Source organism: Avibacterium sp. 21-586 (assembly GCF_026226775.1).
Taxonomy (GTDB): Bacteria; Pseudomonadota; Gammaproteobacteria; order Enterobacterales; family Pasteurellaceae; genus Avibacterium.
The window spans coordinates 673,967-696,299 of record NZ_JAKKOD010000001.1; the positions used below are offsets into that span (position 1 = coordinate 673,967).

A 22,333-nucleotide genomic window follows, 5' to 3' on the forward strand; every position below is an offset into this window, starting at 1 on the left:
CTTCACACTTTAATACTATTATTCCTTGCTAAATACAATAAACCCATAATAAAAGTGCGGTAATTTTGTCTCGTTTTTATTCGATAAATCTTCCCCCTATTGAAATGATAACGGTTATCAATTAAAATCCCCCACCTTATTTTATTCGCCGTAGGAAATATCGTGTTTGAATTAAATGCCGTGTCATTCGCCTTACCTGAAAAAGTGTTGTTGCAGCCTATTTCACTGCAATTCGGCACGGGAAAAATCTATGGTATTATTGGACCAAATGGCTCGGGTAAATCTACCTTGATTAAACTCTTAGCACGTCAGCAATTTCCTTCGAGTGGCGCGCTGCATTTTGCCGATCAGCCTATTCAGCAATGGAAAAACAAAGCCTTTGCCCGTGAAGTGGCATATCTGCCACAATATTTGCCGCAAGCCAGTAATTTAACGGTGAAAGGGCTGCTACAAATGGGTCGTTATGCGTGGAATGGGCTGTTAGGGCGTAACCCTAAAAAAGATGAGCAAGCGATTCAAAATGCCCTTGAGTGGACAAATATGCAAGGCTATGCCGATCAATTTGTGGATACCCTTTCAGGCGGTGAACGTTCTCGCGTCTGGCTTGCAATGTTGTTGGTTCAACAAAGTCGCTTTTTATTATTAGATGAACCCTTGGCAGCATTGGATATTGCCCATCAAGTGGAAGTAATGCAGCTTATCCAAAAACTGGTAAAAAACCTGAATTTAGGCGTGATTATTGTTATTCACGACATCAATCTTGCTGCACGTTTTTGTGATGAACTCATCGCCTTGCAATCAGGCAAATTATTAATGCAAGGCACACCACAAGAGATTATGACCCCGCAAGCCCTTGAGCAAATTTATCATATTGATCTGCAAGTGCTATCCCACCCTGTGGATCAAGTTCCTGTGGCGTTCTTTTAGGAGGCAATAATGAAAAAATATGCTTACTTATTGCACGCACTTTGGCTCATTGTTACTTTACCTACGTTAGCGACATCAAAAGTTGCTACCTTAGATTGGACAATCGCCGAAACCTTGCTCGGACTAGGCGTAACACCCGTTGCCGTAGGGGATAAACAAAGCTATCAAAACTGGGTGAGCGAACCTGCGTTACCACAAAGTGCGGTGGATTTAGGCACGAGATTACAACCTAATAAAGAATTACTGGCACAACTTGATATTGAAAGTTTCCCCAATAGCGATATGTATTTCGCCACCGCACAAGCCAATTTGCCTTATTTGTCCAACGTAAACACCTTGGATCTCGTCAATTTTTACCAAACAGGCGATTTTTGGCAAAATCAACTTCAAGCAACACGCCAACTTGCCAATCTGGTGGAGGTAGATTCCACGCCGTTAATTGATCAAACCGAAACTCTTTTTGCCGCACAAAAAGCTTTGCTCGCCCCATTTCAAGCACGCCCTTTATTAATTGTGCAATTTATTGATGGACGTCATTTGCGTGTTTATGGCAAACAAAGTCTGCCCGGTGTAGTGCTAACCCAACTTGGACTATACAATGCGTGGCAAGAAACGGTAAATTTATGGGGATTTAGCCAAATTAGCCTAAATCAGCTCGCACAATTTCCCCACGCGAAATTGGTGATCATCAAGCCTTATCCGCAAAATGTGCCGCAAGAACTGGCGAGCAATAGCCTATGGCAAGCCTTGCCTCTAGCGAAAGATCCCTTGATTTTACCCGCCATTTGGACATTCGGCGCACTGCCCTCTGCTCAGCGTTTAGCCCTTGCCTTAAGCCAAGGATTACGTCAGCCACAAGGGGAAAGCCAATGGTGAAAATTCGTTTAATGCCAAGCCTTGGGCTGATTGCTATGGCATTATTTGCGTTGCTACTTTGGCAACAGCCGGAACAAAGTGAAACTAGCCAACTGCTGATTTTCAATTTCACCTTGCCGCGCGTGCTAATGGCAATCTTAGCAGGGACAAGCCTAGGTGTGGCTTCGCTATTATTACAGCAAATTATGAATAATTCGTTGGCTTCCGACAGCACCCTTGCAGTGAGTGGTGGCGCACAATTCGCCCTGTTTCTGGCTACCCTATTTTTACCAAATTTATTGCAATTTGGCACAACGCCGATTGCCTTTATTGGGGCATTATTCGCCTTAGGCTTAGTGCTATTACTGGCGTGGCGGCAAATGCTTTCACCGTTATTGATCGTGCTTGCAGGGCTGGTGGTGAGTTTTTATCTTGGGGCATTTTCTTCCCTTTTAATGCTGTTTTACCCTGAAGAAAGCCGTGGCTTGCTCGTGTGGGGCAGCGGCTCACTGGTACAAGAAAGCTGGTATGACAGCCTAACCCTGCTGCCGTTACTCGCCCCTGCCATTGTTGGCATCCTGCTACTTAGCCCAACATTGCAAATTCTGCAATTACAAGAAAGTAACGCACAAAGTTTAGGCGTAAATGTGAAAAGAATCCGCCTGCTCGGTGTGTTGCTTGCCGCTTATTTAGTCGCCATTATCGTCAGCCGCGTAGGAATGATCGCCTTTATTGGCTTAGCCGCCACCACGCTAGCGCGGCAATATCCTGATTATCGCTTTAAGATTTTATTATGGCGAAGTGCCTATTTTGCTGGCATCTTATTGTTGATTGCCGATCTCTGTCTTCAACTGATTGAACAATGGCAAGGCATTTCCTTGCCGACAGGATCGATTACCGCATTATTCGGCACACCTTTGCTATTATGGCTCGTGTTCAAACATCATCAGCAATATGGACGCGTGCAAGAAAGCCAAAGTACGTGGAAAAATTCTGGCAAAAAAAGCACCGCACTTTATTTACCGCTATTTTTGGCGGCGGCGTTAGGCTGTTCTTTATTTTTGGCTCAAGGCGTAAACGGCTGGCAAGTTTACTTAGATCAAAGCCTGTTCGACTTGCGTTTCCCACGCCTTGCCTATGCCCTTTGTGCCGGCATAATGCTCGCTTTGGCGGGAACGATTTTACAACGCTTAAGCCGCAATCCAATGGCAAGCCCTGAATTACTGGGCATTACTTCCGGCGTGAGCTTTGGCGTGTTATTGGCGATTTTTGTCGCTGGTGCAAGCGTGCTTAGTCAATATGTATTATGGGGTACGTTTGGGGCATTATTGATCTTAGGGTTAATCTGGCTTATCAATCGCCGCAACGGCTTGCAGCCCGATCAGGTGTTGCTCACGGGAATTAGCATTTCCGCCTTATTTGACGCCGTGCAACGCATATTTATCGCCAGTGGCGATCCCCGTGCCTGGCAATTATTAAGCTGGGGATCGGGTTCGACCTATTACGCTAGCAATGATGTGGCAATACCTATGCTAATTATCGCAACGGCACTTTTCGCCTTAAGCTTTATTTTTGTCCGCTGGCTAGATTTACTCAGCTTAAATAGCGTGGTGGCACAATCCTTTGGGGTGAGTCTCGTGCAGTCGCGTAGTATTTTGTTTTTATTTGCTATCTTACTCACCTTGCTTGCCACATTGATTGTGGGATCGCTCAGTTTTATCGGCTTGCTTGCGCCCCATTTGGCATACAGCCTAGGCTTTCGTCAAAGCAAAACCCAGCTACTTGCTGCAGGATTATTAGGTGGAACAGTGATGATAATGGCAGATTGGCTTGGGCGGCAATTGTTGTTCCCTTATGAAATCCCTGCGGGCTTGGTGGCAACCTTGCTTGGCGGAACTTATTTTTTATGGTTAATGCGAAAAATGTAACAAATTTACACCGCACTTTTCTACTCGCTTCTATTAGCTGTACAGCAAAGTGCGGTGCAAAAAACTCAATTTTTTATCAACAAATAGGAGAAATCAAATGAAAAAACTCACTAAACTCACTTTGCTTTGCGGATTAGCTTTACCTTTCGCAAGTTCTGCACACGATTTATGGGCTTATGCCCAACACGCGGAAGCAGACAAACCGTTGCTTGCGGTGTTAGGCTACGGGGATAAATTCCCATTAGGCGAAAAAATTGCGGAAAGCCGTTTAAATATCCTCAATCCACTGGTGTTACACCAAGCTGACGGCAAAAACACCACGCTCACCCAGCAAGGAGAGAATTATCATTATGTCACCAAAACGCCATTGGGTAAGGGGGAATTCAAAATTTCAGGAAGCTACAAACCGACTTTCTGGTCAAAAAATGAAAAAGGCTGGAAACGTGAAAATCTCACCCAAATGACGGACGCCAATTACTGCGAAGAATCCAGTATGTTCGCCACAACCTATGTGAACAACGGGGTTGAGGTGAGCGATTTCGCCATTGCACCAGTGGGCTTGCCACTAGAAATTGTACCATTGGTGGATCCAACCCAAGTTAGCGTAATGGACGTGTTCCCAGTGCAAGTGTTATATCAAGGGCAGCCAGCCAAAGGCGTGAGCATTATCGGCACAACCAACGAGTTTACCAAATTTGATGAAAAAGCCGTTTATGATCACCGTGAACCACAAGCCTTCTCTGGCAAAACGGATAGTCAAGGCAAAGTGAATATTCTGCCTGCTCTTGCTGGCACGTGGAAATTAAAAGCGATTTATGAAATGGATTATCCTGATCAAAAAATCTGCCAAAAACGTAAATTTTATAGCACTTATACTTTTAAAGTGAAATAACCTTTTTCTCTTGATTGGCGTGTTCACCACACGCCATTTTTTATTAACACAATAGGAGCTGTATGAAAGCAAATATTTTTAAACTCTCATTAATTTCCACCGCACTTTTCGCCACAAGCCAAGGGGTTTTTGCCGAAGAGGTGGAGCAGTTGGACGAAATTCAAGTCACTAGCGGTTCAATGTATCGAATGGGTGAAGTGCCTGTTTATCAAGCCAAATCAGCCATTGCGATGAATGCGGAGCAGTTAGCAGAACAAAACATTACCAAAGTCGATGAAATTGGTCGCTACCAAGCAGGATTTTCCACCCAAGTTTTCGGTGAAGATACCAATACAAACTGGTTTCGTGTAAGAGGCACAGAAGTCAGTCAAGCGCTGAATGGCTTGCCTTTAACGTCTTACGGATTTTTCACCCCTTATGTGAATACGTTCGCATTAGAAGCGGTGGAAATGACCAAAGGCGCAGACGCAATGACGTTCGGTGCGGCAAATTCAGGTGGCTTGATCAACTATGTCACCAAGCGTCCGCATAAAGATCAAATTGGCAAAGGGGAAGTTACCCTTAACGCTGGAAATCATCATCAATATGGAATCGGCGTAGATTATACGGATCGCATCGGCAATAATGATGATCTGCGTTATCGCTTAGTGGGTGCATTTTCGTCTAAAAATGGACAATGGGACGCAACAAAAAATAAAACCGTTTATTTTGCGCCCTCTTTGGAATGGGATATTTCTGATCGCACCCGCTTAACCCTTTTAACCAGCTATCAATTTGATAAAGGCGTGCCAAGCTCGAATTTCTTGCCACAAGAAGGTTCGCTTGTGCCATTCCCTGATGGCAGCTATATTGGACGTTCTACCAACCTTGGCGATCCAGTAAATGATCGTGAATACAACCGCCAATACAATATCGGCTATGAATTTAGCCATCAATTTGATGATAATTTAAGTTTTGACAGTAGCTACCGTTACACTTATGCCAATAACAATCACCGTGGTTCTTATGCTTATCCTTCAGCTTATAATGCAGACTGGACGCCCAAAGCACCAAGTACGGCAGGTTATGAATTAGCTCGCGGTGTCGTATTTAATGACGGTACATCTATTTCTCATACCCTAGATAATCATCTCACTTGGAAATATAGCAATGATTGGCTGAAAAATAGCTTGGTGGTGGGAACAGATTATCGTAATCAAAAAGTGAAAGCCTACTATATCCTATTTGGCAGCACTTCTGCGGTGAATTTAAAACAGGCTCGCTCTGGCTATCATCAGGCTCAAACCATCAATGCCCCTTATACCTATATCACCGCACGCCAGCTTGGGCTTTATCTACAAAACCAAAGCCGTTTTATGGATAGCCTTGTGTTAAACCTTGGTGTACGCCACGATCGTGCGAAACAAGATGAATACACCTCTTCACAAAAAATCAGCAATATGTCCTATTCTGCTTCATTAATGTATGAAGCACCATTCGGCTTAAATCCATATTTTAGTTATAGTGAGTCCTTTAACTTACCTGTGGGATTAAGTGGCAATCAAAAACTTTATGATCCAAATATCACTCATCAATATGAAGTGGGGATCAAATATTTACCAGATTGGTTAAACGGATCAATCACCCTTGCCACCTTCAAAGCCAAAGATAAAGGGGCGTTGGTGTCAAATGGTTTAGGTAAAACAGTGAGCAATGCCGATCCTGTGCTTCGTAAAGGAGTGGAATTACAAGCGGATGTGAATGTAACTAACAACTGGAATATGGGCTTAGCTTATACCTATTTGAAATCAATCACTCGTAAAGAGAATGGCGATGTGCGTAACCCATTAATTCCAAAACATACTTTTTCTGTGAAAACCGATTACACCTTTGATAACGGTGCATTAAATGGTTTAACGGTAGGCGCAGGCGTACGCTATATTGGTAAAAGTGTAACCGAGCAGGGATCACTCTATTCAGGCAAAGAAGTACCTTCTGCGACTGTGGTAGATCTAATGGCACGCTACGCATTTGATTCTAACTGGATTGCACAGTTAAATGTAGAAAATGTTGGCAACCGCCGTTATGTCGCAGGTTGCGATTATTACTGCTACTACGGTGCAGCGCAAAATATCAATGCTTCGGTTTCTTATAAATTTTAATCAGTTATATTTTAAGGGGAAGAACTATTTTTTCCCCTCTATTTACATAAAATGTTTATTAAATACTATTTGATATTGCCCTATCCTGTTTACTTAATGTAAAATGTGCAACATAGAATAGACATACTTGCTATTCTAACTTTAGTTTTATATCAAAAGGAGTGCGATTATGAACCAAACGGCAAAAGTGACATTAGCGACATTAATATTATCTGCATTAACAGCTTGTAGTAGCGGTGGTGGAAGCGGGTCTTCCGATGGAACAACAGCTAACAGTAATACCTCATCAAATACCACTGTCTCAACAACCTCTCAACCCGGTTCATCTGCTAATAATACGACTTCAGAATCAGATACATCTACTACTAATAATACAACCTCACAACCAGATACATCTACTACTAATAATACAACCTCACAACCAGATACATCTACTACTAATAATACAACCTCACAACCAGATACATCTACTACTAATAATACAACCTCACAACCAGATACATCTACTACTAATAATACAACCTCACAACCAGATACATCTACTACTAATAATACAACCTCACAACCAGATACATCTACTACTGATGCAACTTCACAACCTACAACTCCTGAATTTACTGGTTATGCTTTCTCTTACAATGCAAAACTAGGAAAACCAACCAATCCAGGTCCAACTATCACAATTAATTCAGATTCTATTGATACGATTGTGGTTAATGGAAAATCCTATTCCCTTATCCCTAACTTAACTGGGATTTCTGGAGGCTCAGTAAATATCAGTACAATCTGGCAAAGTGATGATACTAAAATTGTGTGCTGTGGAACAAAAACAGATATTAAATCCGTAAAAATAGGTGCAGTATTAGATAATGAAACGTTATATACCTTTGTACAAGGAAAACCGACCCCTGAAGATCAAATTCCTACAGCCGGTAGAGTCGTATATCAAGGAAATGGAACGGCTAAGTTAATTAATTTATCTGATCAAGATAATAAAGGTTTCCAGAATTCTTCATTAAGCACACATATTGACGCTGATTTTGATAATAAAAATGTGTCTGGATATTTATACGACGGTAGCCAAAAATTCTTTGATATTACAGACGGTAAAATTAATGGTAACGATATTACCAATGGTAAAGTAAGTCTGACAGTACAAGATGAAGACAATAAACAGGCCCTTAATATTGATAACAATGCCCAATTCTCAGCCCCATTAAATGCAAAATTCTATGGCGAAAATGCTAAAGAAGTAGCAGGTACTGCACATAATGAAAAATGGGGCGTTATTTTTGCGGCAAGCAAATCAGAGTAATATTGTTAATTTTCTTACTAAAAGCCATTCGCTTGAATGGCTTTTTTCATAGTGAGGTTTTATGTTGAAACATAATCTAACATTTCCTTTTGCTACATTAACACTAATATTTACAATTTCAGCAAACGGAAATCAGCAAGTTTTACCAGCAAATGATCGATTAGATCGAAGCGAACAACAAAATACTCCTGAGGTAAAAATTGATCCCTCTAAGCCATTAATTGCTCGCTCTGCTACAGCAAAGACAAAAAATAGGTTATCTATTTCAAAGGAAGAATTATCTAAACACCCTGATTTAATTATGCGCGCTTTAATTCCAGCTGTTAGTCAAAACAATAGTGATGCAGTTGCTTTACTTTTTCCCCTTTATCAAAAACAAGCTAATACCGATCGCACGCTGATTTTATGGTGTAAAGCAATTCTTGCTGCAAAAGAAGAAAATTATCATCAATCTATTGGGTTTTATCGTGAAATTATCAGTAATTATCCACAAATTACACCCGTAAGATTTCAATTAGCGCAAGTATTATATTTAAACTATGATAATGAAGCAGCACTCGATCAGTTCACAAAATTACGTTCTGAATCATTATCTTCAACAAATTATCAGGTAATAGATAACTATATTACCGCTCTGAAAAAACGACAAAGCTGGCGTTTCTATGGTGGAATTAGCTATGTTAAAGACAACAATATTAATAATGCGCCTAAATCAGATACCTACATAGGAAACTGGAAAGCTTGGGATTCCGAAAGTGCGGAAGGATTTTCCTATAATTTAGGCGCATCTAAACAATGGGAAATAAAAAATGGCTATTTTACCCAGCTTGATTTAGATCTAATTGGTCGCTATTACTGGGATAATAAAAAATATAATGAACTAGAATTTCGTACCGGTCTTGGAATAGGCTATCATAGTGCCTATTTTGAGACCCTTTTAATGCCGTTTACAAGTAAACGCTGGTATGGTGGTGGCGCATCAGGTAGTAATAGTTTAAAACAATTTTCACAAAATAGCGGTGTAAGACTCAGTTCAAGTTATTGGCTAAATAATCAGTGGAAATTAGCTAACACTTTAGAATACTCTGAAATACGCTATAAAACTCGTAAGCATCTAAATGGCAACCGTTATTTTGGCGATATGAGCTTATTATATATACCCAAAAGTACACAGTTTTGGTTTGTTGGTACAAATTATTATCGTAGCAATGCTCGTGATAAAGATGAATCATTCAATCGTGTTGGTATTCGCATAGGTTGGGCACAAGAATGGGATTTCGGGATATCAAGTCGTCTAGTGTTTGGTTATGCTCAACGAAGATATTTAGCACCAGGAAGAATGTTAGCTAAAAAGCAAATTAATCACGAATATTCTCCACAATTAACACTTTGGCATCGTAATCTCAAGTTTTTTGGTATTACGCCACAAATTACTTGGGAATATAATAAAGTGAAGAGTAATAATCCTTTTTATAGCTACGATAAACACAATATTTATTTTAATTTTAGTAAAAGCTTCTAATCAAGACAGGGCTAATAGTAGTTAGCCCTCAAAATATATAGGTTATTAATGTTAAGCTATCTCAAAGAAAATTTTTTCACACTCATTTTATGGTTAAAAAAGCCGAGTAATGGACTATGGCTTACGCCTGTTTTAGGTGCAGTATTTGCGGTTTTTCTAGCCTTATTTGCTGCATTGATCAAGAATAAATCTTTACCACTCGACATCATCCCTGACATTAGTGCTGAATTGCTGAATGATATTCTCAGCATTATGGCATCTAGTATGTTAGCAGTAAGTACGTTTTCCCTTTCTATTATGGTTTCCGCCTTTTCTTCTGCCTCTAATGGAGCAACACCAAGGGCTACAGAATTAGTAATGGGGGATAATACTACCCGCCTTGCAATCGCAAGTTTTATCTCTGCTTTTGTCTATGCCGTGATTGCTAAAATTACGTTAGGTATGGAATATTACAATGAGGCTGGGCGTTTTGTATTATTTATAGGTACAATTTGCGTATTGATCTACTTAATTACCACTTTAATTACTTGGGTCAGTACATTATCTCAGCTGGGATTGCTAAATAATACGTTAGATAAAATTGAAACAGCTTCGCAGCAAGCCCTAGTAAACTATTGGGAATCACCAAATATGGGGGCTAAATCCCTTGAAAAAATTCACTTCAGTTACGCTATTTATGCGTATAAAACAGGGTATTTGAGTCATATTAATATGCAAAACTTACAAGATTTTGCTGAAAAAAATGACTGCCAACTCGAAATTGCTATTCAGCCAGGAAAACTCATTTATACAGGCATGCCTCTCGCTTATGCGAATAAATCTATAGATGAAATAGCGCAATTACAAGAAAGTTTTATCATTGAGAATAACCGTTCTTATGCACAAGATCCTAAATTTGGACTGCTTGTTCTGAGTGAAGTGGCACAGCGAGCTTTATCTAAAGCAGTCAATGATCCTGGCACGGCTATTAAAGTAATTAGTGTATTATTACGCTTACTTCTTGATAGTAAAGTTGAAAAGCAAGCAGTGAAATATGATCGTCTTGCAATGTTAAATCTAAATGAACAAGAATTTGTATTACAACCTTTTACACCGATTTGTCGAGATGGAAGTAGTATGTTAGAAATTCATATCAAAGTTCAAAAAACATTAGCTATATTATATGAAATGTCGGATAGTCCGGCTATATCCGAAGCTGCAATAAAACAAGCAAAAATTGATTTAGATTACGCCTTACAAGGATTAGTATTAGAGAGTGAAAAATTGCTAATAAAAAGCACTCACCAAACTTTATTTCATAAATGATTCATAAAAAACGGACCTTATTTTATTAAACAAGGTCCGTTAGATATCTTATTATATTCAATTATTTAGCATAAAGCGGAGATGGACCTACATCACCAGCTTCATTAGTTATTGCTGCTTGTTTCAATAATTTACCGGATGATGAAATTTCAACACGACGATTTTCACGTAAACAATCTTTCAACGCTTGACCAGACTCATCATTACAAGCTTTAACTTGATTTGCTTTTCCATATCCAACAGCTTCAATATTTGCAGTTACGCCTTTCTTAATCAAATATGCTTTTACACGCTCTGCACGACGTTGTGATAATTTCAAGTTATAAGCATCAGAACCTAAACGATCTGTATATCCTGAAACTTTAACATTTGCAGCTCCTGCTGTTTTAAGCTGTTCAGCAACAGAATCAATCACTTTAGCACCTTTTGCTGAAATCGTGTCTTTGTTAAAATCAAATAAGAAATCACCTTTTAAGCTGAAAGACAGGCTACCATTACAGCCATTTGGATACCAATAGAAATTCTGTGCATTCATATCTTTGTCAAATAAAATTTTGTATTGACAAATCTTGTGTTCACCATTCTCTTTATAATTAAATACATAATCCCATTCACGAACGCCAAACAAACCTTCTGCAAAATGCGGACGCCCAATCAAATAATAAATTTGATCTTTATTCATACCACGGCTGATTGAACGAACATTATCCCAGTTCGGCCAAGTTCCTTTTTGAAAACCATCGTGATTAAAACCGGAATCTTCAACTTTTGGCCAAACCAAATGATCTGATGTACCTTTGTCAGTAACATCGCTCAAATTTCCACAAGCAGCTAGTGTTGTAGCGGCTGCTGCAGACAATAAAAGATATGATAATTTCATTTTTTCTACCTTAACTGTAAACTTATAAATGAACGTGATGTAAAAAACATTTTTTACCTAATGGGTAATAGTAAAGCTAATTTATAACAAAGTAAATGAACAAAGTTACTTGCAAAGTAAAATATACTAATTTTTTGTCAATTAATGTAAATATCTTATAAAAGATACACAAAATCGCTAATATGACGTTCAATTATTATACTTTAGCAACCCTAAAAACACGTTACGCATACTTTTTTCTACTTGTTTACCTAGCTTTTGTGCAAAAGATTTCTTGATGGTATATTTTACGGAAAGCACTAACTTATCTTGCATTGCGTCCAAAATGAAATCATCACTCGTTGCAATATCATCAATTAATTTTAATCCTAAAGCCTGCTCACCAAACCAATGTTCTCCCGTTGAGATAGATTCAATATCAATGAGCTGAGGGCGATGCTGCGCTACAAATTGTTTGAATAATTGATGCGTTTCATCTAACTCTTGCTGGAATTTTTCCTTACCTTTTTCTGTATTTTCGCCTAATAACGTCACGGTTCGCTTATATTCACCTGCAGTCATCACATCAACATCTACATTATGTTTTTTCAACAAACGGTGAATATTAGGCACTTGTGCAACAACGCCAACTGACCCAATAATAGCAAAAGGTGCAGCCACAATCTTATCTGCAACACAGGCCATCATATAGCCCCCACTTGCAGCGACTTTATCCACCGCCACCGTTAATTTAATTTGGTGTTTTTTCAAACGAGCCAGTTGTGATGCAGCTAAACCATATCCATGAACTACACCACCTGGGCTTTCCAAACGAAGCAATACTTCATCTTCAGGTTTTGCTACAGCAATAATAGCACTCACTTCCTCACGAAGTGCAGCAGTTTCTGAAGCTAAAATATCACCTTTAAAATTCAACACAAACAAATGCGGCTTTCGTTGATTTTCTAAATCCAGATCTTTTTTAAGCCTTTCTTTTTCTAGTTTAGATTTTTGTTTTTCCTCTTTTTTACGCACTTTTTCAATCTGTTTTAACGCCTCTTCGGAAAGATGAAAATCAGCCAAACGCTTTGTATTTTCTTTATATTCTTGTGATAAATCTGTAATCACTAACTCCCCTGCTTGGTGAGACTTTTTCTGTTTGAAAGCGATAATCATTGCTATAATACCTGCAATAACTAACAGTAATGTAAGAATTTCTAAAATAAATAAACCATAGCCTACGGCTAATTCAGACCACATAACTTGCCCTTTTCGTTGAATAAAATAAAAAAGTAATCATAAAGGATTTATAGCAAAGTGCAATTCCCTATTAATTATGAACTATTAAGAAAAAATCTTTTTCCTTTTATGCCATTTATTAAAAAAAAGTGTCTTCTATAATAGGGAATCTCCATGATAAGTAAACTGTAAGGATTTCTGATGCAAAAAATTCTCGTTTTAAGATCTAGTATTCTTGGTGATAATTCACAAACTAACCAGCTAGCTAATTATGTCATAGCTAAATTTTCTGACGCTCAAATAACCGTTCGTGATTTAGCAACAAACCCACTCCCCCATTTTGATGGTATTGCAGCGAATGCCTTACGTGGTGCCCCCAAAACACAACAAGAGCAAGACTTGCTGGCTCTTTCCGATGAATTAATAACAGAATTAAAAGCTACAGATACCATCATTATCAATGCACCAATGTATAACTTTAATATTCCAACCCAATTAAAAAGCTATATTGATTTCATTGCCCGTCCAGGAGCTACTTTCCAATATACAGAAAATGGTCCTGAAGGCTTAGTAAAAGGTAAAAAAGCTATTGTATTAGCTTCCTTCGGTGGTGTGCATCAAGGGCAAACAACAGATGTTATCACACTATATTTGAAAACTTTCCTTGGCTTTATTGGCATTGATGATGTCGATTTTGTGTATGTAGAAGGCATAGGCTCTGGCGCTGAAGTAGCTGCAAAATCACAAGAACAAGCTAGAGCGAAAATCGATACATTAATTTAGCACTATTTTTCCCTATCATAAGCACGGTATTTCCGTGCTTTTTCTTTTGTAACAAATATATTTCTTGACAAAACCCTTTTGTACTAGTTTAATAGTGCATAATTATTTTATGTAAAAAAGGAATTCCAATGACAACGCCTTTTCTCCACATTTTTTCACAAGAAGTGGCTTATCACAGTGATCCCACTGCGGTATTTGCCACCTTATGCCAAGCTCAAAAAAATACACTGTTACTTGAATCAGCAGAAATCAGCAGTAAAAATAGCTTAAAAAGCCTGTTATTAATTAACGCTGCCCTAAAAATCAGCTGTTTAGGCCAGTGCGTTACCTTTACTGCATTAAATGAAAACGGTACGGCATTGTTACCTTTGGTGCAAGAAAAATTGCAGCCCATTGCTCAACGCCTTTCCCACCAAGATAAACAAATGATCGCAGAATTTGCACCGCTTAACCCAAATTTAGATGAAGACAGCAAGTTACAAGCGCCGACAATTTTTGATGGTTTGCGTTGTTTAACGGATCTTTACAAAACAAGTAAAACGCCGATTTTTCTTGGTGGATTATTTGCCTATGATTTAGTGGCGAATTTTATCCCGATGGAAAATATTGTGCTGCATAATGATGGCTTAAGCTGTCCTGATTACGTTTTCTATTTGGCAGAAAATTTATTGATTCTTGATCACCAACGCCAACAGGCTCAGCTACAAACTTTCTGTTTTAATCAAAATACGCTTTCCGCCACGGAACAAAGTGCGGTGCAAATTACGCAAAAATTACAAAAAATTGAACCGCACTTAACCATTCAACCGGCTTCCACGGAAGTAAGCGTAAACATTGAAGATGAGCCATTTAAAGACATTATTCGCCGCTTAAAACATCATATTAATATTGGCGATGTGTTCCAGATCGTGCCTTCGCGCCGTTTTTCTCTGGCTTGTCCGAACAGCCTTGCCACTTATCGCCAATTAAAGCTGAACAACCCAAGTCCTTATATGTTTTATATGCAGGACGAAGATTTCACCCTGTTTGGTGCTTCCCCTGAAAGTGCGTTGAAATATAGCCAAGATTCACGCCAATTAGAAATCTATCCGATTGCAGGATCACGTCCACGCGGTTTTAATGCACAAGGCAATATCGATCCAGAATTAGACGCGCGTTTAGAACTGGAATTACGGTTAGATAAAAAAGAGCTAGCGGAACATTTAATGCTGGTGGATTTAGCCCGTAATGATGTGGCTCGAGTTTGCCAAAGTGGCACGCGCCAAGTGAAAGATTTAATGCAGGTGGATCGCTATTCACACATTATGCACTTAGTATCGCGCGTGGTGGGCAAACTTCGCCCTGAACTCGATGCCTTGCACGCCTATCAAGCCTGTATGAATATGGGTACACTCACGGGCGCACCAAAAATCAAAGCAATGCAATTAATTTACCAAGTGGAACAACAAAAACGCCATAGCTACGGCGGTGCGGTGGGCTATCTTGCATCTGACGGCAATTTTGATACCTGTATTGTGATCCGCTCTGCCTTTGTGCAAAATGACATTGCTTATATCCAAGCTGGCTGCGGTGAAGTGCTGGATTCCGATCCACAAATGGAAGCAGACGAAACACGCCACAAAGCCCGTGCTGTGATTAAGGCAATTCAGCAAACCAACCAGCTTGCTCAATAAGGATAGATTATGGCTAACATTGTTTTTTTAGATAATTTTGACTCTTTCACCTATAACTTGGTGGATCAATTCCGCACACTCGGACATCAAGTGCAAATTTACCGTAACGATTGCGATATTGCACTCGTGGAAAAAATGGCATTGCAGCCGAACAGCATTCTGGCACTTTCACCGGGGCCGGGCAATCCACAAGAAGCAGGCATTTTGCTGCCACTCATTCAACGCCTTACAGGTAAAGTGCCGATTATTGGCATCTGTTTAGGGCATCAAGCGTTAATCGAAGCCTTTGGCGGCAATGTGGTACATTCTGGTGAAGTGCTGCACGGCAAGGTGTCTAATATTCAACACGATGAACAAGCAATGTTCGCAGGCTTAAGCAATCCAATGCCTGTGGCTCGTTATCATTCCTTAATGGGTGAAAATTTGCCCGATGAATTTATCGTAAACGCTGAATATAACGGCATTATTATGGCAATTCGCCACAAAACGTTACCTATTTGTGGTTTTCAATTCCACCCAGAAAGTATTCTCACTGTGCAAGGGGGAAAATTATTGGAAAATTCAGTAAACTGGTTGCTCAATCGCGATTAAGGATAAACCAATGATTATTGTTTATGGATTAAAAGAACGCCTTAACTCACGCAAAGCCCAGCTTGCGGAAATTATTTATCATTGTTTAAGCCTAGAAATGGATATTCCCACGGGCAAACATTTTATTTATTTCCAAGGCGCAGACGCGGACGATTTGTATCTACCAAGCGGACGTAGCCAAGATTTCACTGCCATTGAAATTAATTTAATGCAAGGACGCACAGAATTTACCAAAAAACGTTTAATAAAAATGCTATTTTGCGAACTCGAGAATAAACTCAATCTCGCCCCCATTGACGTAGAAATCACCCTCAAAGAGCAACCTGCCCACTGTTGGGGATTTCGCGGAATGACAGGCGATGAAGCCAAAGATCTCAGTTACAGCATTTATCGTTAAATTTAAGAAAAAAGCACCGCACTTATGCTACTTATGCTTTAATAAAAGAAAAGGAATACCCTATGCAAACAGAACAACTTCTTAACCAACTTTTTGAGAAACAACCTTTAACTCAAACCCAAGCAGAAACCCTGTTCAATGCGGTGTTGCAAGGGGAATTGAGCAATGAACAACTTGCCGCTGCCTTAATTGCATTAAAATTGCGTGGCGAAACCGCGGAAGAAATCAGCGGTGCGGTGAATGCCGTACTCGCTAATGCCAATAGCTTCCCAACACCTAATTATGTCTTTGCGGATATTGTTGGCACAGGCGGTGATGGCGCAAACACCATTAATATTTCCACCGCTTCCGCCATTGTTGGCGCAGCTTGTGGCTTAAAAGTAGCGAAACACGGCAACCGTAGCGTATCGAGCAAAACAGGCGCAAGCGATGTGCTAAGTGCGTTAGGGGTAAATATCAATATCAGCGCCGAACAAGCTCGCCAAGCCCTTGATGAAATTGGTATTTGCTTTTTGTTTGCACAACAATATCACCCCGGCTTTAAGCACGCCGTGCCAGTTCGCCAAGCACTAAAAACACGCACTATTTTCAATATTTTAGGGCCATTGTGTAACCCCGCTCGCCCGAAACATCAATTATTAGGCGTGTATTCCCCTGATCTCATTGCTCCTTATGCAGAAACCGCGGTGCGTTTAGGGCATAAACACAGCATTGTGGTACACGGTGCAGGCTTAGATGAAGTGGCGATTCACGGTAAAACAGAAGTAGCGGAAATTCGTGATGGTAAAATTGAACGTTATAGCCTAAGCCCTTATGATTTCGGCTTTGAGCCACACCCCTTAGAAAGCCTGCGTGGTGGCGAACCTGAAGAAAATGCAAAAATTTTGACCGCACTTTTACAAGGCAAAGGCAAAGCAGAACACGCCCAAGCCGTGGCAATGAACACCGCGCTATTAATGAAATTATTCGGCTATGAAGATCTCAAACGCAATGCCGAAAACGTGCTTGCGGTGCTAGCTTCTGGCAAGGCTTTTGAAACATTAAATCATCTGAAATTAATATAAGGAAAATCAATGTTTATTTATCATTCAAATAAACTTCGATACTCTACAGATAAAAAGTTTAAGAAATTCTATAACTATAAATTTGGTAACAATATAATTTCTAGCGTTCTATTTATTATATTTTTTTATTCCATATATAACGCGATGTTTAACCAAAATCTTGACTTTTTTATAGTAGCTATATTCATAGGACTATTAACACCTTTATGGGTAATACCTATATGCAGAAAACTCCCTTGCTTCAAAAAAGATATTGAAGATGATATAGGCTGGACTTTATTAGTTCTTATCATTTATGTAACCATATTGCTTTTCCTTTTAAATTTACCACTGAAGATCTACTTTTATGAAAGTGCAGTATTCTCAAAAGGATTTGAAGAGCATTTGCCTACATTAATTAGCGTACTTTATGGCTCTTTTGTCGCTAGATACTTAGTCCCCTTATTTAAACTTATTGAAATGGATAAGCCTAATACTTCACAAGAGATTAATAAACAATGATCATCAACAACCAAACTCCAACGATTTTACAGAAAATCGTGCAAGATAAAGCGCAATGGGTAGAAGCGAAATCACGCACGTTCCCTTTACGGGATTTTGAAAAAAAACTTGAAAAATCTGACCGCTCTTTTTATCAAGCGTTGGCACAAGGCACGCATCAACGCCCTGCTTACATTTTAGAATGTAAAAAAGCCTCGCCTTCTAAAGGCTTAATCCGCGCGGAATTTAACCTTGATGAAATTGCTCAAGTGTATAAACATTATGCGGCTGCCATTTCCGTGCTGACGGACGAAAAATATTTCCAAGGGGATTTTGCCTACATTGCGCAAGTACGCAATCAAGTCAGCCAGCCTGTGCTGTGCAAAGATTTTATGATAAGCCCTTATCAGGTGTATCTGGCGCGTTATCACCAAGCGGACGCTATTTTGCTAATGCTTTCCGTGTTGGACGATGACACCTACGTGCAACTGGCAGATTTAGCCCACGAATTAGGCATGGGCGTGCTAACGGAAACCTCCAATCAGCAAGAATTAGAACGTGCCATTGCTTTGGGGGCGAAAGTGATTGGCATCAATAACCGTGATTTACACGATCTTTCGGTGGATCTTGGCCGCACGCCTCCACTTGCGAGCCAAATTCCTGCGGATCGCATTGTGATTAGTGAATCGGGCATTTATTCCCATCAACAAGTTCAGCAATTAAAACCTTATGTGAACGGCTTTCTGATCGGCAGCAGCCTGATGGGCAGCGATGATTTGAATAATGCAGTAAGAGCGGTGATTTTTGGCGAAAATAAAGTATGCGGTTTAACTCGTCCGCAAGATGTGCAAGCAGTGTACAACCAAGGTGCATTATATGGCGGATTAATTTTTGCTGAAAGCTCAAAACGCAAACTTTCGTTACGCCAAGCGCAAGAACTTGTGACGCAAGCACCGTTGCGTTTTGTCGGCATATTTCAAAATCAAGAGATTGATTTTATTGTAAAAATCGCCTCGCAGTTAAATCTCTTTGCGGTCCAGTTACACGGTAGTGAAAATGCGGAATTTATTGCACAACTTCGTTCACAGCTACCTGCCCAATGCCAAATTTGGCAAGCTGTTTCTGTGCCATTAGAAAAACAAAGTGCGGTGCAAATTGAGCCAATTTCTCAAGTTGATCGCTATGTGTTAGACAGCCAGCTCGCTCATCAACAAGGTGGCACGGGGCAAGCCTTTGATTGGTCGCTGATTCCTGCTGAAATCAAAGATAACGTAATGCTCGCTGGTGGCATTAATCAGGAAAATTTAGCCCTTGCCCTATCACAACATTGCTTAGGGTTGGATATTAATTCAGGGGCAGAAAGCAGCGCAGGCGTGAAAGATGCCACTAAATTGGCGCAATTATTTAAACACATTTTAGATTATTAAGTAAAAGGAACGATAACGATTATGTCAGAAACGCAACTTAATCCTTATTTCGGTGAATTTGGCGGAATGTATGTGCCAGAAATTTTAGTCCCTGTGCTAAAACAGCTGGAACAAGCCTTTGTGGAAGCACAAGCCGATCCTGAATTTCAAGCAGAATTTCAAGACTTACTGAAAAACTACGCAGGTCGCCCTACGGCATTGACGCTGTGCCGTAATCTCACCAAAGGTACAAAAACCAAACTTTACCTAAAACGGGAAGATTTATTGCACGGTGGTGCGCACAAAACCAACCAAGTTTTAGGGCAAATTTTGCTCGCCAAACGAATGGGCAAAACGCGCATTATCGCCGAAACAGGGGCTGGCCAGCACGGTGTTGCCACTGCCCTTGCCTGTGCAATGTTGGATATGCCTTGCCGGATTTATATGGGGGCGAAAGATGTGGAACGCCAATCACCCAACGTATTCCGTATGCGTTTAATGGGTGCAGAAGTCGTGCCGGTGGAAAAAGGATCTTGCTCGCTCAAAGATGCCTGTTGTGAAGCAATGCGTGATTGGTCAGCCAATTATGACACCACCCATTATTTGCTTGGCACAGCGGCAGGCCCTCACCCTTTCCCAACCATTGTGCGAGAATTTCAAAAAATGATCGGGGAAGAAACCAAACACCAAATTTTAGAAAAAGAAGGACGTTTGCCTGATGTGATTATCGCTGCCGTGGGTGGTGGCTCTAATGCGATTGGAATGTTTACCGATTTTATTGACGAACCGCAAGTACGTTTGATCGGCATTGAACCGGCGGGCAAAGGCATTGCCACAGGACAACACGGCGCACCGCTGCGTCACGGCAAGGTGGGCATTTATTTCGGAATGAAATCGCCAATTATGCAAACCGAAGAGGGCCAAATCGAAGAATCTTACAGCATTTCTGCGGGCTTAGACTTCCCCTCTGTTGGGCCACAACACGCCCATTTACACGCCATTGGACGCGCACAATACGAAAGCATTACAGACGACGAAGCCCTTGACGCTTTCCAAGCACTGGCCAAACACGAAGGCATTATCCCAGCGTTAGAAAGCTCGCACGCCTTGGCTTATGCGTTAAAATTAATCCAACAAAACCCAGACAAAGAACAATTAATCGTCGTGAATTTATCAGGCCGTGGTGATAAAGATATTTTCACCGTGGACAAAATTTTGACTGAAAAGGGGAAAATCTAATGAGCCGTTTTGAAACCTTATTCACCCAACTGAATGCCAAAAATGAAGGTGCATTCGTGCCATTCGTTACCCTATGCGATCCCGATTTAAACCGCTCTTTCGAGATTATTTGTACCCTTGTGGATAACGGCGCAGACGCATTGGAGCTCGGCTTTCCTTTTTCTGATCCCTTATTAGATGGGCCTGTGATCCAAGCAGCCAACAACCGTGCCTTGAAAGCAGATTGTAGCACGGCGGAAAGTTTTGAATTGCTAGCAAAAGTGCGGTCGAAATATCCTGAAATTCCAATCAGTTTATTATTATGCGCTAATTTAATTTATGCACAGGGGCTAGATCATTTCTATCAACGCTGTGCCGAAGTAGGTGTAGATGCCGTGCTTGTAGCGGATATTCCTTTGCTAGCAGCTGAACCTTATATTCAAGCGGCGAAAAAACACGGCGTGCAACCTGTATTTATCTGCCCACCCAATGCAGATGAAGCCACCATCAAAGGTGTGGCACAACACAGCGAAGGCTACACCTATTTAGTTTCTCGCGCAGGGGTAACCAGTGCCGAAAACCAAAGCCACGCAGCGAATTTAGATACGCTAGTAGAACAACTTAAAGCCCACCAAGCGCCACCAATCCTACAAGGTTTCGGCATCGCCCAACCCCAGCAGGTTAAAGAAGCCTTACAACTTGGCGCAGCCGGCGCAATTTCTGGCTCTGCCACGGTTAAAATCATCGAACGTAATTTAGACAACCATGCCAAATGCCTGACTGAATTAGCTCAGTTTGTGAAAGCAATGAAAGGCGCAACGTTGTAAGGCAGCGTCAATGCTAAAACATAAAGAGCGGTAGAAAATTTCAATATTTTTCACCGCTCTTTTGCACACGCCGTCCCATCAACTCATACCTGTTGTTTATCCCGCATAGATTAATTTACCACTTCCTTATTATTCGCTATACTGTGTTGTAATTAATTTTGGAGTACTACAATGAAAAAAATTGAGCAACTTTTCGCTAATAATTATAGCTGGGCAACGCGAATGAAAGAGGAGAACTCTGATTATTTTCGCGAGCTTGCGGATCATCAAACGCCGAGTTATTTGTGGATTGGTTGTTCTGATAGCCGTGTCCCCGCAGAAAAATTAACAAATCTTGGCCCAGGTGAGTTGTTTGTTCATCGTAATGTGGCAAATCAGGTTATTCATACCGATCTCAATTGTCTTTCTGTAGTGCAATATGCCGTTGAAGTGCTTGATATTGAACATATTATTATTTGTGGACACACCAACTGTGGCGGCATTAGAGCTGCGATGTCAGAACAAGACTTAGGTTTAATCAATAATTGGCTCTTACATATCCGTGATATTTGGTTTAAGCACAGCCATTTACTCGGCAAACTTCCTCCCGACAAACGGGCAGATATGCTAACAAAATTAAATGTCGCCGAACAAGTATATAATTTAGGGCGTTGTTCTATTGTGCAATCTGCTTGGAAAAGAGGAAAGAAACTTTCCCTGCATGGTTGGGTTTATGATGTTAATGATGGCTATTTGATTGACCAAGGGGTGATGGCTACTAGCCGTGAAACCTTAGAAATTTCTTATTTAAGTGCGATTTCTCGTTTGCTAAAACAAAATGAAGACGATTTGGTAAAAGCGGAAATACAAGAAGAACATACAGAAAAATAAATAAAAAATGTACCGCACTTTGCGTGCAACATTATTCTTTT

At 40.4% G+C, this 22,333-nt stretch carries 20 protein-coding genes; 18 read left to right on the forward strand and 2 right to left on the reverse strand.

Going from position 1 to position 22,333, the window contains the following annotated elements:
• Nucleotides 1-162 precede the first annotated feature (162 nt).
• The 8 genes from L5B71_RS03050 to L5B71_RS03085 all read left to right on the forward strand — a co-directional run bounded on the left by L5B71_RS03050 (nucleotide 163) and on the right by L5B71_RS03085 (nucleotide 10,885).
• Complete coding sequence (locus L5B71_RS03050) at nucleotides 163-927, forward strand: ABC transporter ATP-binding protein (RefSeq protein WP_265756912.1); 765 nt, start codon at nucleotides 163-165, stop codon at nucleotides 925-927.
• 9 nt (nucleotides 928-936) lie between these two features.
• A complete protein-coding gene (locus L5B71_RS03055) occupies nucleotides 937-1,803 on the forward strand; it encodes an ABC transporter substrate-binding protein (RefSeq protein WP_265756913.1) in 867 nt (288 codons plus the stop codon).
• Nucleotides 1,797-3,710 (forward strand): Fe(3+)-hydroxamate ABC transporter permease FhuB, encoded by a 1,914-nt coding sequence (gene fhuB / locus L5B71_RS03060; protein WP_265756914.1) that lies wholly within the window; start codon nucleotides 1,797-1,799, stop codon nucleotides 3,708-3,710. Before L5B71_RS03055 ends, fhuB begins: the two co-directional genes overlap by 7 nt.
• A gap of 97 nt (nucleotides 3,711-3,807) precedes the next feature.
• Nucleotides 3,808-4,602, forward strand: a complete 795-nt coding sequence (locus tag L5B71_RS03065) for a DUF4198 domain-containing protein (RefSeq protein ID WP_265756915.1) — start codon at nucleotides 3,808-3,810, stop codon at nucleotides 4,600-4,602.
• Nucleotides 4,603-4,664: 62 nt separating this feature from the next.
• Complete coding sequence (locus L5B71_RS03070) at nucleotides 4,665-6,743, forward strand: TonB-dependent siderophore receptor (protein ID WP_265756916.1); 2,079 nt, start codon at nucleotides 4,665-4,667, stop codon at nucleotides 6,741-6,743.
• Nucleotides 6,744-6,912: 169 nt separating this feature from the next.
• Nucleotides 6,913-8,058 carry a transferrin-binding protein-like solute binding protein gene (locus tag L5B71_RS03075; RefSeq protein ID WP_265756917.1) on the forward strand — a complete coding sequence of 382 codons (1,146 nt, stop codon included), beginning with the start codon at nucleotides 6,913-6,915 and terminating at the stop codon, nucleotides 8,056-8,058.
• A gap of 61 nt (nucleotides 8,059-8,119) precedes the next feature.
• Entirely contained in the window at nucleotides 8,120-9,580 is a 1,461-nt protein-coding gene (locus L5B71_RS03080; protein WP_265756918.1) for a surface lipoprotein assembly modifier, read from the forward strand.
• Nucleotides 9,581-9,628: 48 nt separating this feature from the next.
• Nucleotides 9,629-10,885, forward strand: coding sequence for a DUF2254 domain-containing protein (locus L5B71_RS03085; RefSeq protein ID WP_265756919.1), 1,257 nt, complete (start codon nucleotides 9,629-9,631; stop codon nucleotides 10,883-10,885).
• Between the two features lie 61 nt (nucleotides 10,886-10,946).
• Here the strand turns inward: L5B71_RS03085 and L5B71_RS03090 are convergent, their stop codons facing one another.
• Both L5B71_RS03090 and sohB read right to left on the reverse strand, forming a co-directional pair.
• A complete protein-coding gene (locus tag L5B71_RS03090; protein WP_265756920.1) occupies nucleotides 10,947-11,765 on the reverse strand; it encodes an OmpA family protein in 819 nt (272 codons plus the stop codon).
• A gap of 189 nt (nucleotides 11,766-11,954) precedes the next feature.
• A complete protein-coding gene (gene sohB / locus L5B71_RS03095) occupies nucleotides 11,955-13,004 on the reverse strand; it encodes a protease SohB (RefSeq protein WP_265756921.1) in 1,050 nt (349 codons plus the stop codon).
• Between the two features lie 180 nt (nucleotides 13,005-13,184).
• Here sohB and L5B71_RS03100 point away from each other — a divergent pair, with 180 nt between their 5' ends.
• The 10 genes from L5B71_RS03100 (at nucleotide 13,185) to can (ending at nucleotide 22,292) form a co-directional block, all read left to right on the forward strand.
• Nucleotides 13,185-13,766 carry an FMN-dependent NADH-azoreductase gene (locus tag L5B71_RS03100; protein WP_265756922.1) on the forward strand — a complete coding sequence of 194 codons (582 nt, stop codon included), beginning with the start codon at nucleotides 13,185-13,187 and terminating at the stop codon, nucleotides 13,764-13,766.
• A 128-nt stretch (nucleotides 13,767-13,894) separates the two neighbouring features.
• Nucleotides 13,895-15,439, forward strand: a complete 1,545-nt coding sequence (gene trpE, locus L5B71_RS03105) for an anthranilate synthase component I (protein ID WP_265756923.1) — start codon at nucleotides 13,895-13,897, stop codon at nucleotides 15,437-15,439.
• 9 nt (nucleotides 15,440-15,448) lie between these two features.
• On the forward strand, nucleotides 15,449-16,030 hold the full coding sequence (locus tag L5B71_RS03110; RefSeq protein WP_265756924.1) for an aminodeoxychorismate/anthranilate synthase component II: 582 nt from the start codon (nucleotides 15,449-15,451) through the stop codon (nucleotides 16,028-16,030).
• Between the two features lie 10 nt (nucleotides 16,031-16,040).
• Nucleotides 16,041-16,427: a tautomerase family protein gene (locus L5B71_RS03115; RefSeq protein ID WP_265756925.1), complete on the forward strand. Its 387-nt coding sequence runs from the start codon at nucleotides 16,041-16,043 to the stop codon at nucleotides 16,425-16,427.
• Between the two features lie 62 nt (nucleotides 16,428-16,489).
• Entirely contained in the window at nucleotides 16,490-17,491 is a 1,002-nt protein-coding gene (trpD, locus tag L5B71_RS03120) for an anthranilate phosphoribosyltransferase (RefSeq protein ID WP_265756926.1), read from the forward strand.
• 9 nt (nucleotides 17,492-17,500) lie between these two features.
• Nucleotides 17,501-17,992: a hypothetical protein gene (locus L5B71_RS03125; protein WP_265756927.1), complete on the forward strand. Its 492-nt coding sequence runs from the start codon at nucleotides 17,501-17,503 to the stop codon at nucleotides 17,990-17,992.
• Nucleotides 17,989-19,398, forward strand: coding sequence for a bifunctional indole-3-glycerol-phosphate synthase TrpC/phosphoribosylanthranilate isomerase TrpF (trpCF, locus tag L5B71_RS03130; RefSeq protein WP_265756928.1), 1,410 nt, complete (start codon nucleotides 17,989-17,991; stop codon nucleotides 19,396-19,398). The genes L5B71_RS03125 and trpCF overlap by 4 nt, the downstream gene beginning before the upstream one ends.
• Before the next feature lie 21 nt (nucleotides 19,399-19,419).
• Nucleotides 19,420-20,616, forward strand: coding sequence for a tryptophan synthase subunit beta (gene trpB / locus L5B71_RS03135; RefSeq protein ID WP_265756929.1), 1,197 nt, complete (start codon nucleotides 19,420-19,422; stop codon nucleotides 20,614-20,616).
• Nucleotides 20,616-21,422, forward strand: coding sequence for a tryptophan synthase subunit alpha (gene trpA, locus L5B71_RS03140; protein ID WP_265756930.1), 807 nt, complete (start codon nucleotides 20,616-20,618; stop codon nucleotides 21,420-21,422). Before trpB ends, trpA begins: the two co-directional genes overlap by 1 nt.
• Nucleotides 21,423-21,593: 171 nt before the next feature.
• The gene (can, locus tag L5B71_RS03145; RefSeq protein WP_265756931.1) at nucleotides 21,594-22,292 is read left to right on the forward strand and encodes a carbonate dehydratase; all 699 of its coding nucleotides are present in this window, start codon (nucleotides 21,594-21,596) and stop codon (nucleotides 22,290-22,292) included.
• Nucleotides 22,293-22,333: the final 41 nt, after the last annotated feature.

Coding starts and splice junctions, on each gene's coding strand:
- sohB (WP_265756921.1), bottom strand. CDS start 13,004: ATGTGGTCTGAATTAGCCGTAGGCTATGGTTTATTTATTTTAGAAATT.
- L5B71_RS03115 (WP_265756925.1), top strand. CDS start 16,041: ATGATTATTGTTTATGGATTAAAAGAACGCCTTAACTCACGCAAAGCC.
- trpD (WP_265756926.1), top strand. CDS start 16,490: ATGCAAACAGAACAACTTCTTAACCAACTTTTTGAGAAACAACCTTTA.
- fhuB (WP_265756914.1), top strand. CDS start 1,797: ATGGTGAAAATTCGTTTAATGCCAAGCCTTGGGCTGATTGCTATGGCA.
- L5B71_RS03110 (WP_265756924.1), top strand. CDS start 15,449: ATGGCTAACATTGTTTTTTTAGATAATTTTGACTCTTTCACCTATAAC.
- L5B71_RS03090 (WP_265756920.1), bottom strand. CDS start 11,765: ATGAAATTATCATATCTTTTATTGTCTGCAGCAGCCGCTACAACACTA.
- L5B71_RS03100 (WP_265756922.1), top strand. CDS start 13,185: ATGCAAAAAATTCTCGTTTTAAGATCTAGTATTCTTGGTGATAATTCA.
- L5B71_RS03055 (WP_265756913.1), top strand. CDS start 937: ATGAAAAAATATGCTTACTTATTGCACGCACTTTGGCTCATTGTTACT.
- trpCF (WP_265756928.1), top strand. CDS start 17,989: ATGATCATCAACAACCAAACTCCAACGATTTTACAGAAAATCGTGCAA.
- trpE (WP_265756923.1), top strand. CDS start 13,895: ATGACAACGCCTTTTCTCCACATTTTTTCACAAGAAGTGGCTTATCAC.
- L5B71_RS03070 (WP_265756916.1), top strand. CDS start 4,665: ATGAAAGCAAATATTTTTAAACTCTCATTAATTTCCACCGCACTTTTC.
- L5B71_RS03125 (WP_265756927.1), top strand. CDS start 17,501: ATGTTTATTTATCATTCAAATAAACTTCGATACTCTACAGATAAAAAG.
- can (WP_265756931.1), top strand. CDS start 21,594: ATGAAAAAAATTGAGCAACTTTTCGCTAATAATTATAGCTGGGCAACG.
- L5B71_RS03065 (WP_265756915.1), top strand. CDS start 3,808: ATGAAAAAACTCACTAAACTCACTTTGCTTTGCGGATTAGCTTTACCT.
- L5B71_RS03085 (WP_265756919.1), top strand. CDS start 9,629: ATGTTAAGCTATCTCAAAGAAAATTTTTTCACACTCATTTTATGGTTA.
- L5B71_RS03075 (WP_265756917.1), top strand. CDS start 6,913: ATGAACCAAACGGCAAAAGTGACATTAGCGACATTAATATTATCTGCA.
- L5B71_RS03080 (WP_265756918.1), top strand. CDS start 8,120: ATGTTGAAACATAATCTAACATTTCCTTTTGCTACATTAACACTAATA.
- trpA (WP_265756930.1), top strand. CDS start 20,616: ATGAGCCGTTTTGAAACCTTATTCACCCAACTGAATGCCAAAAATGAA.
- trpB (WP_265756929.1), top strand. CDS start 19,420: ATGTCAGAAACGCAACTTAATCCTTATTTCGGTGAATTTGGCGGAATG.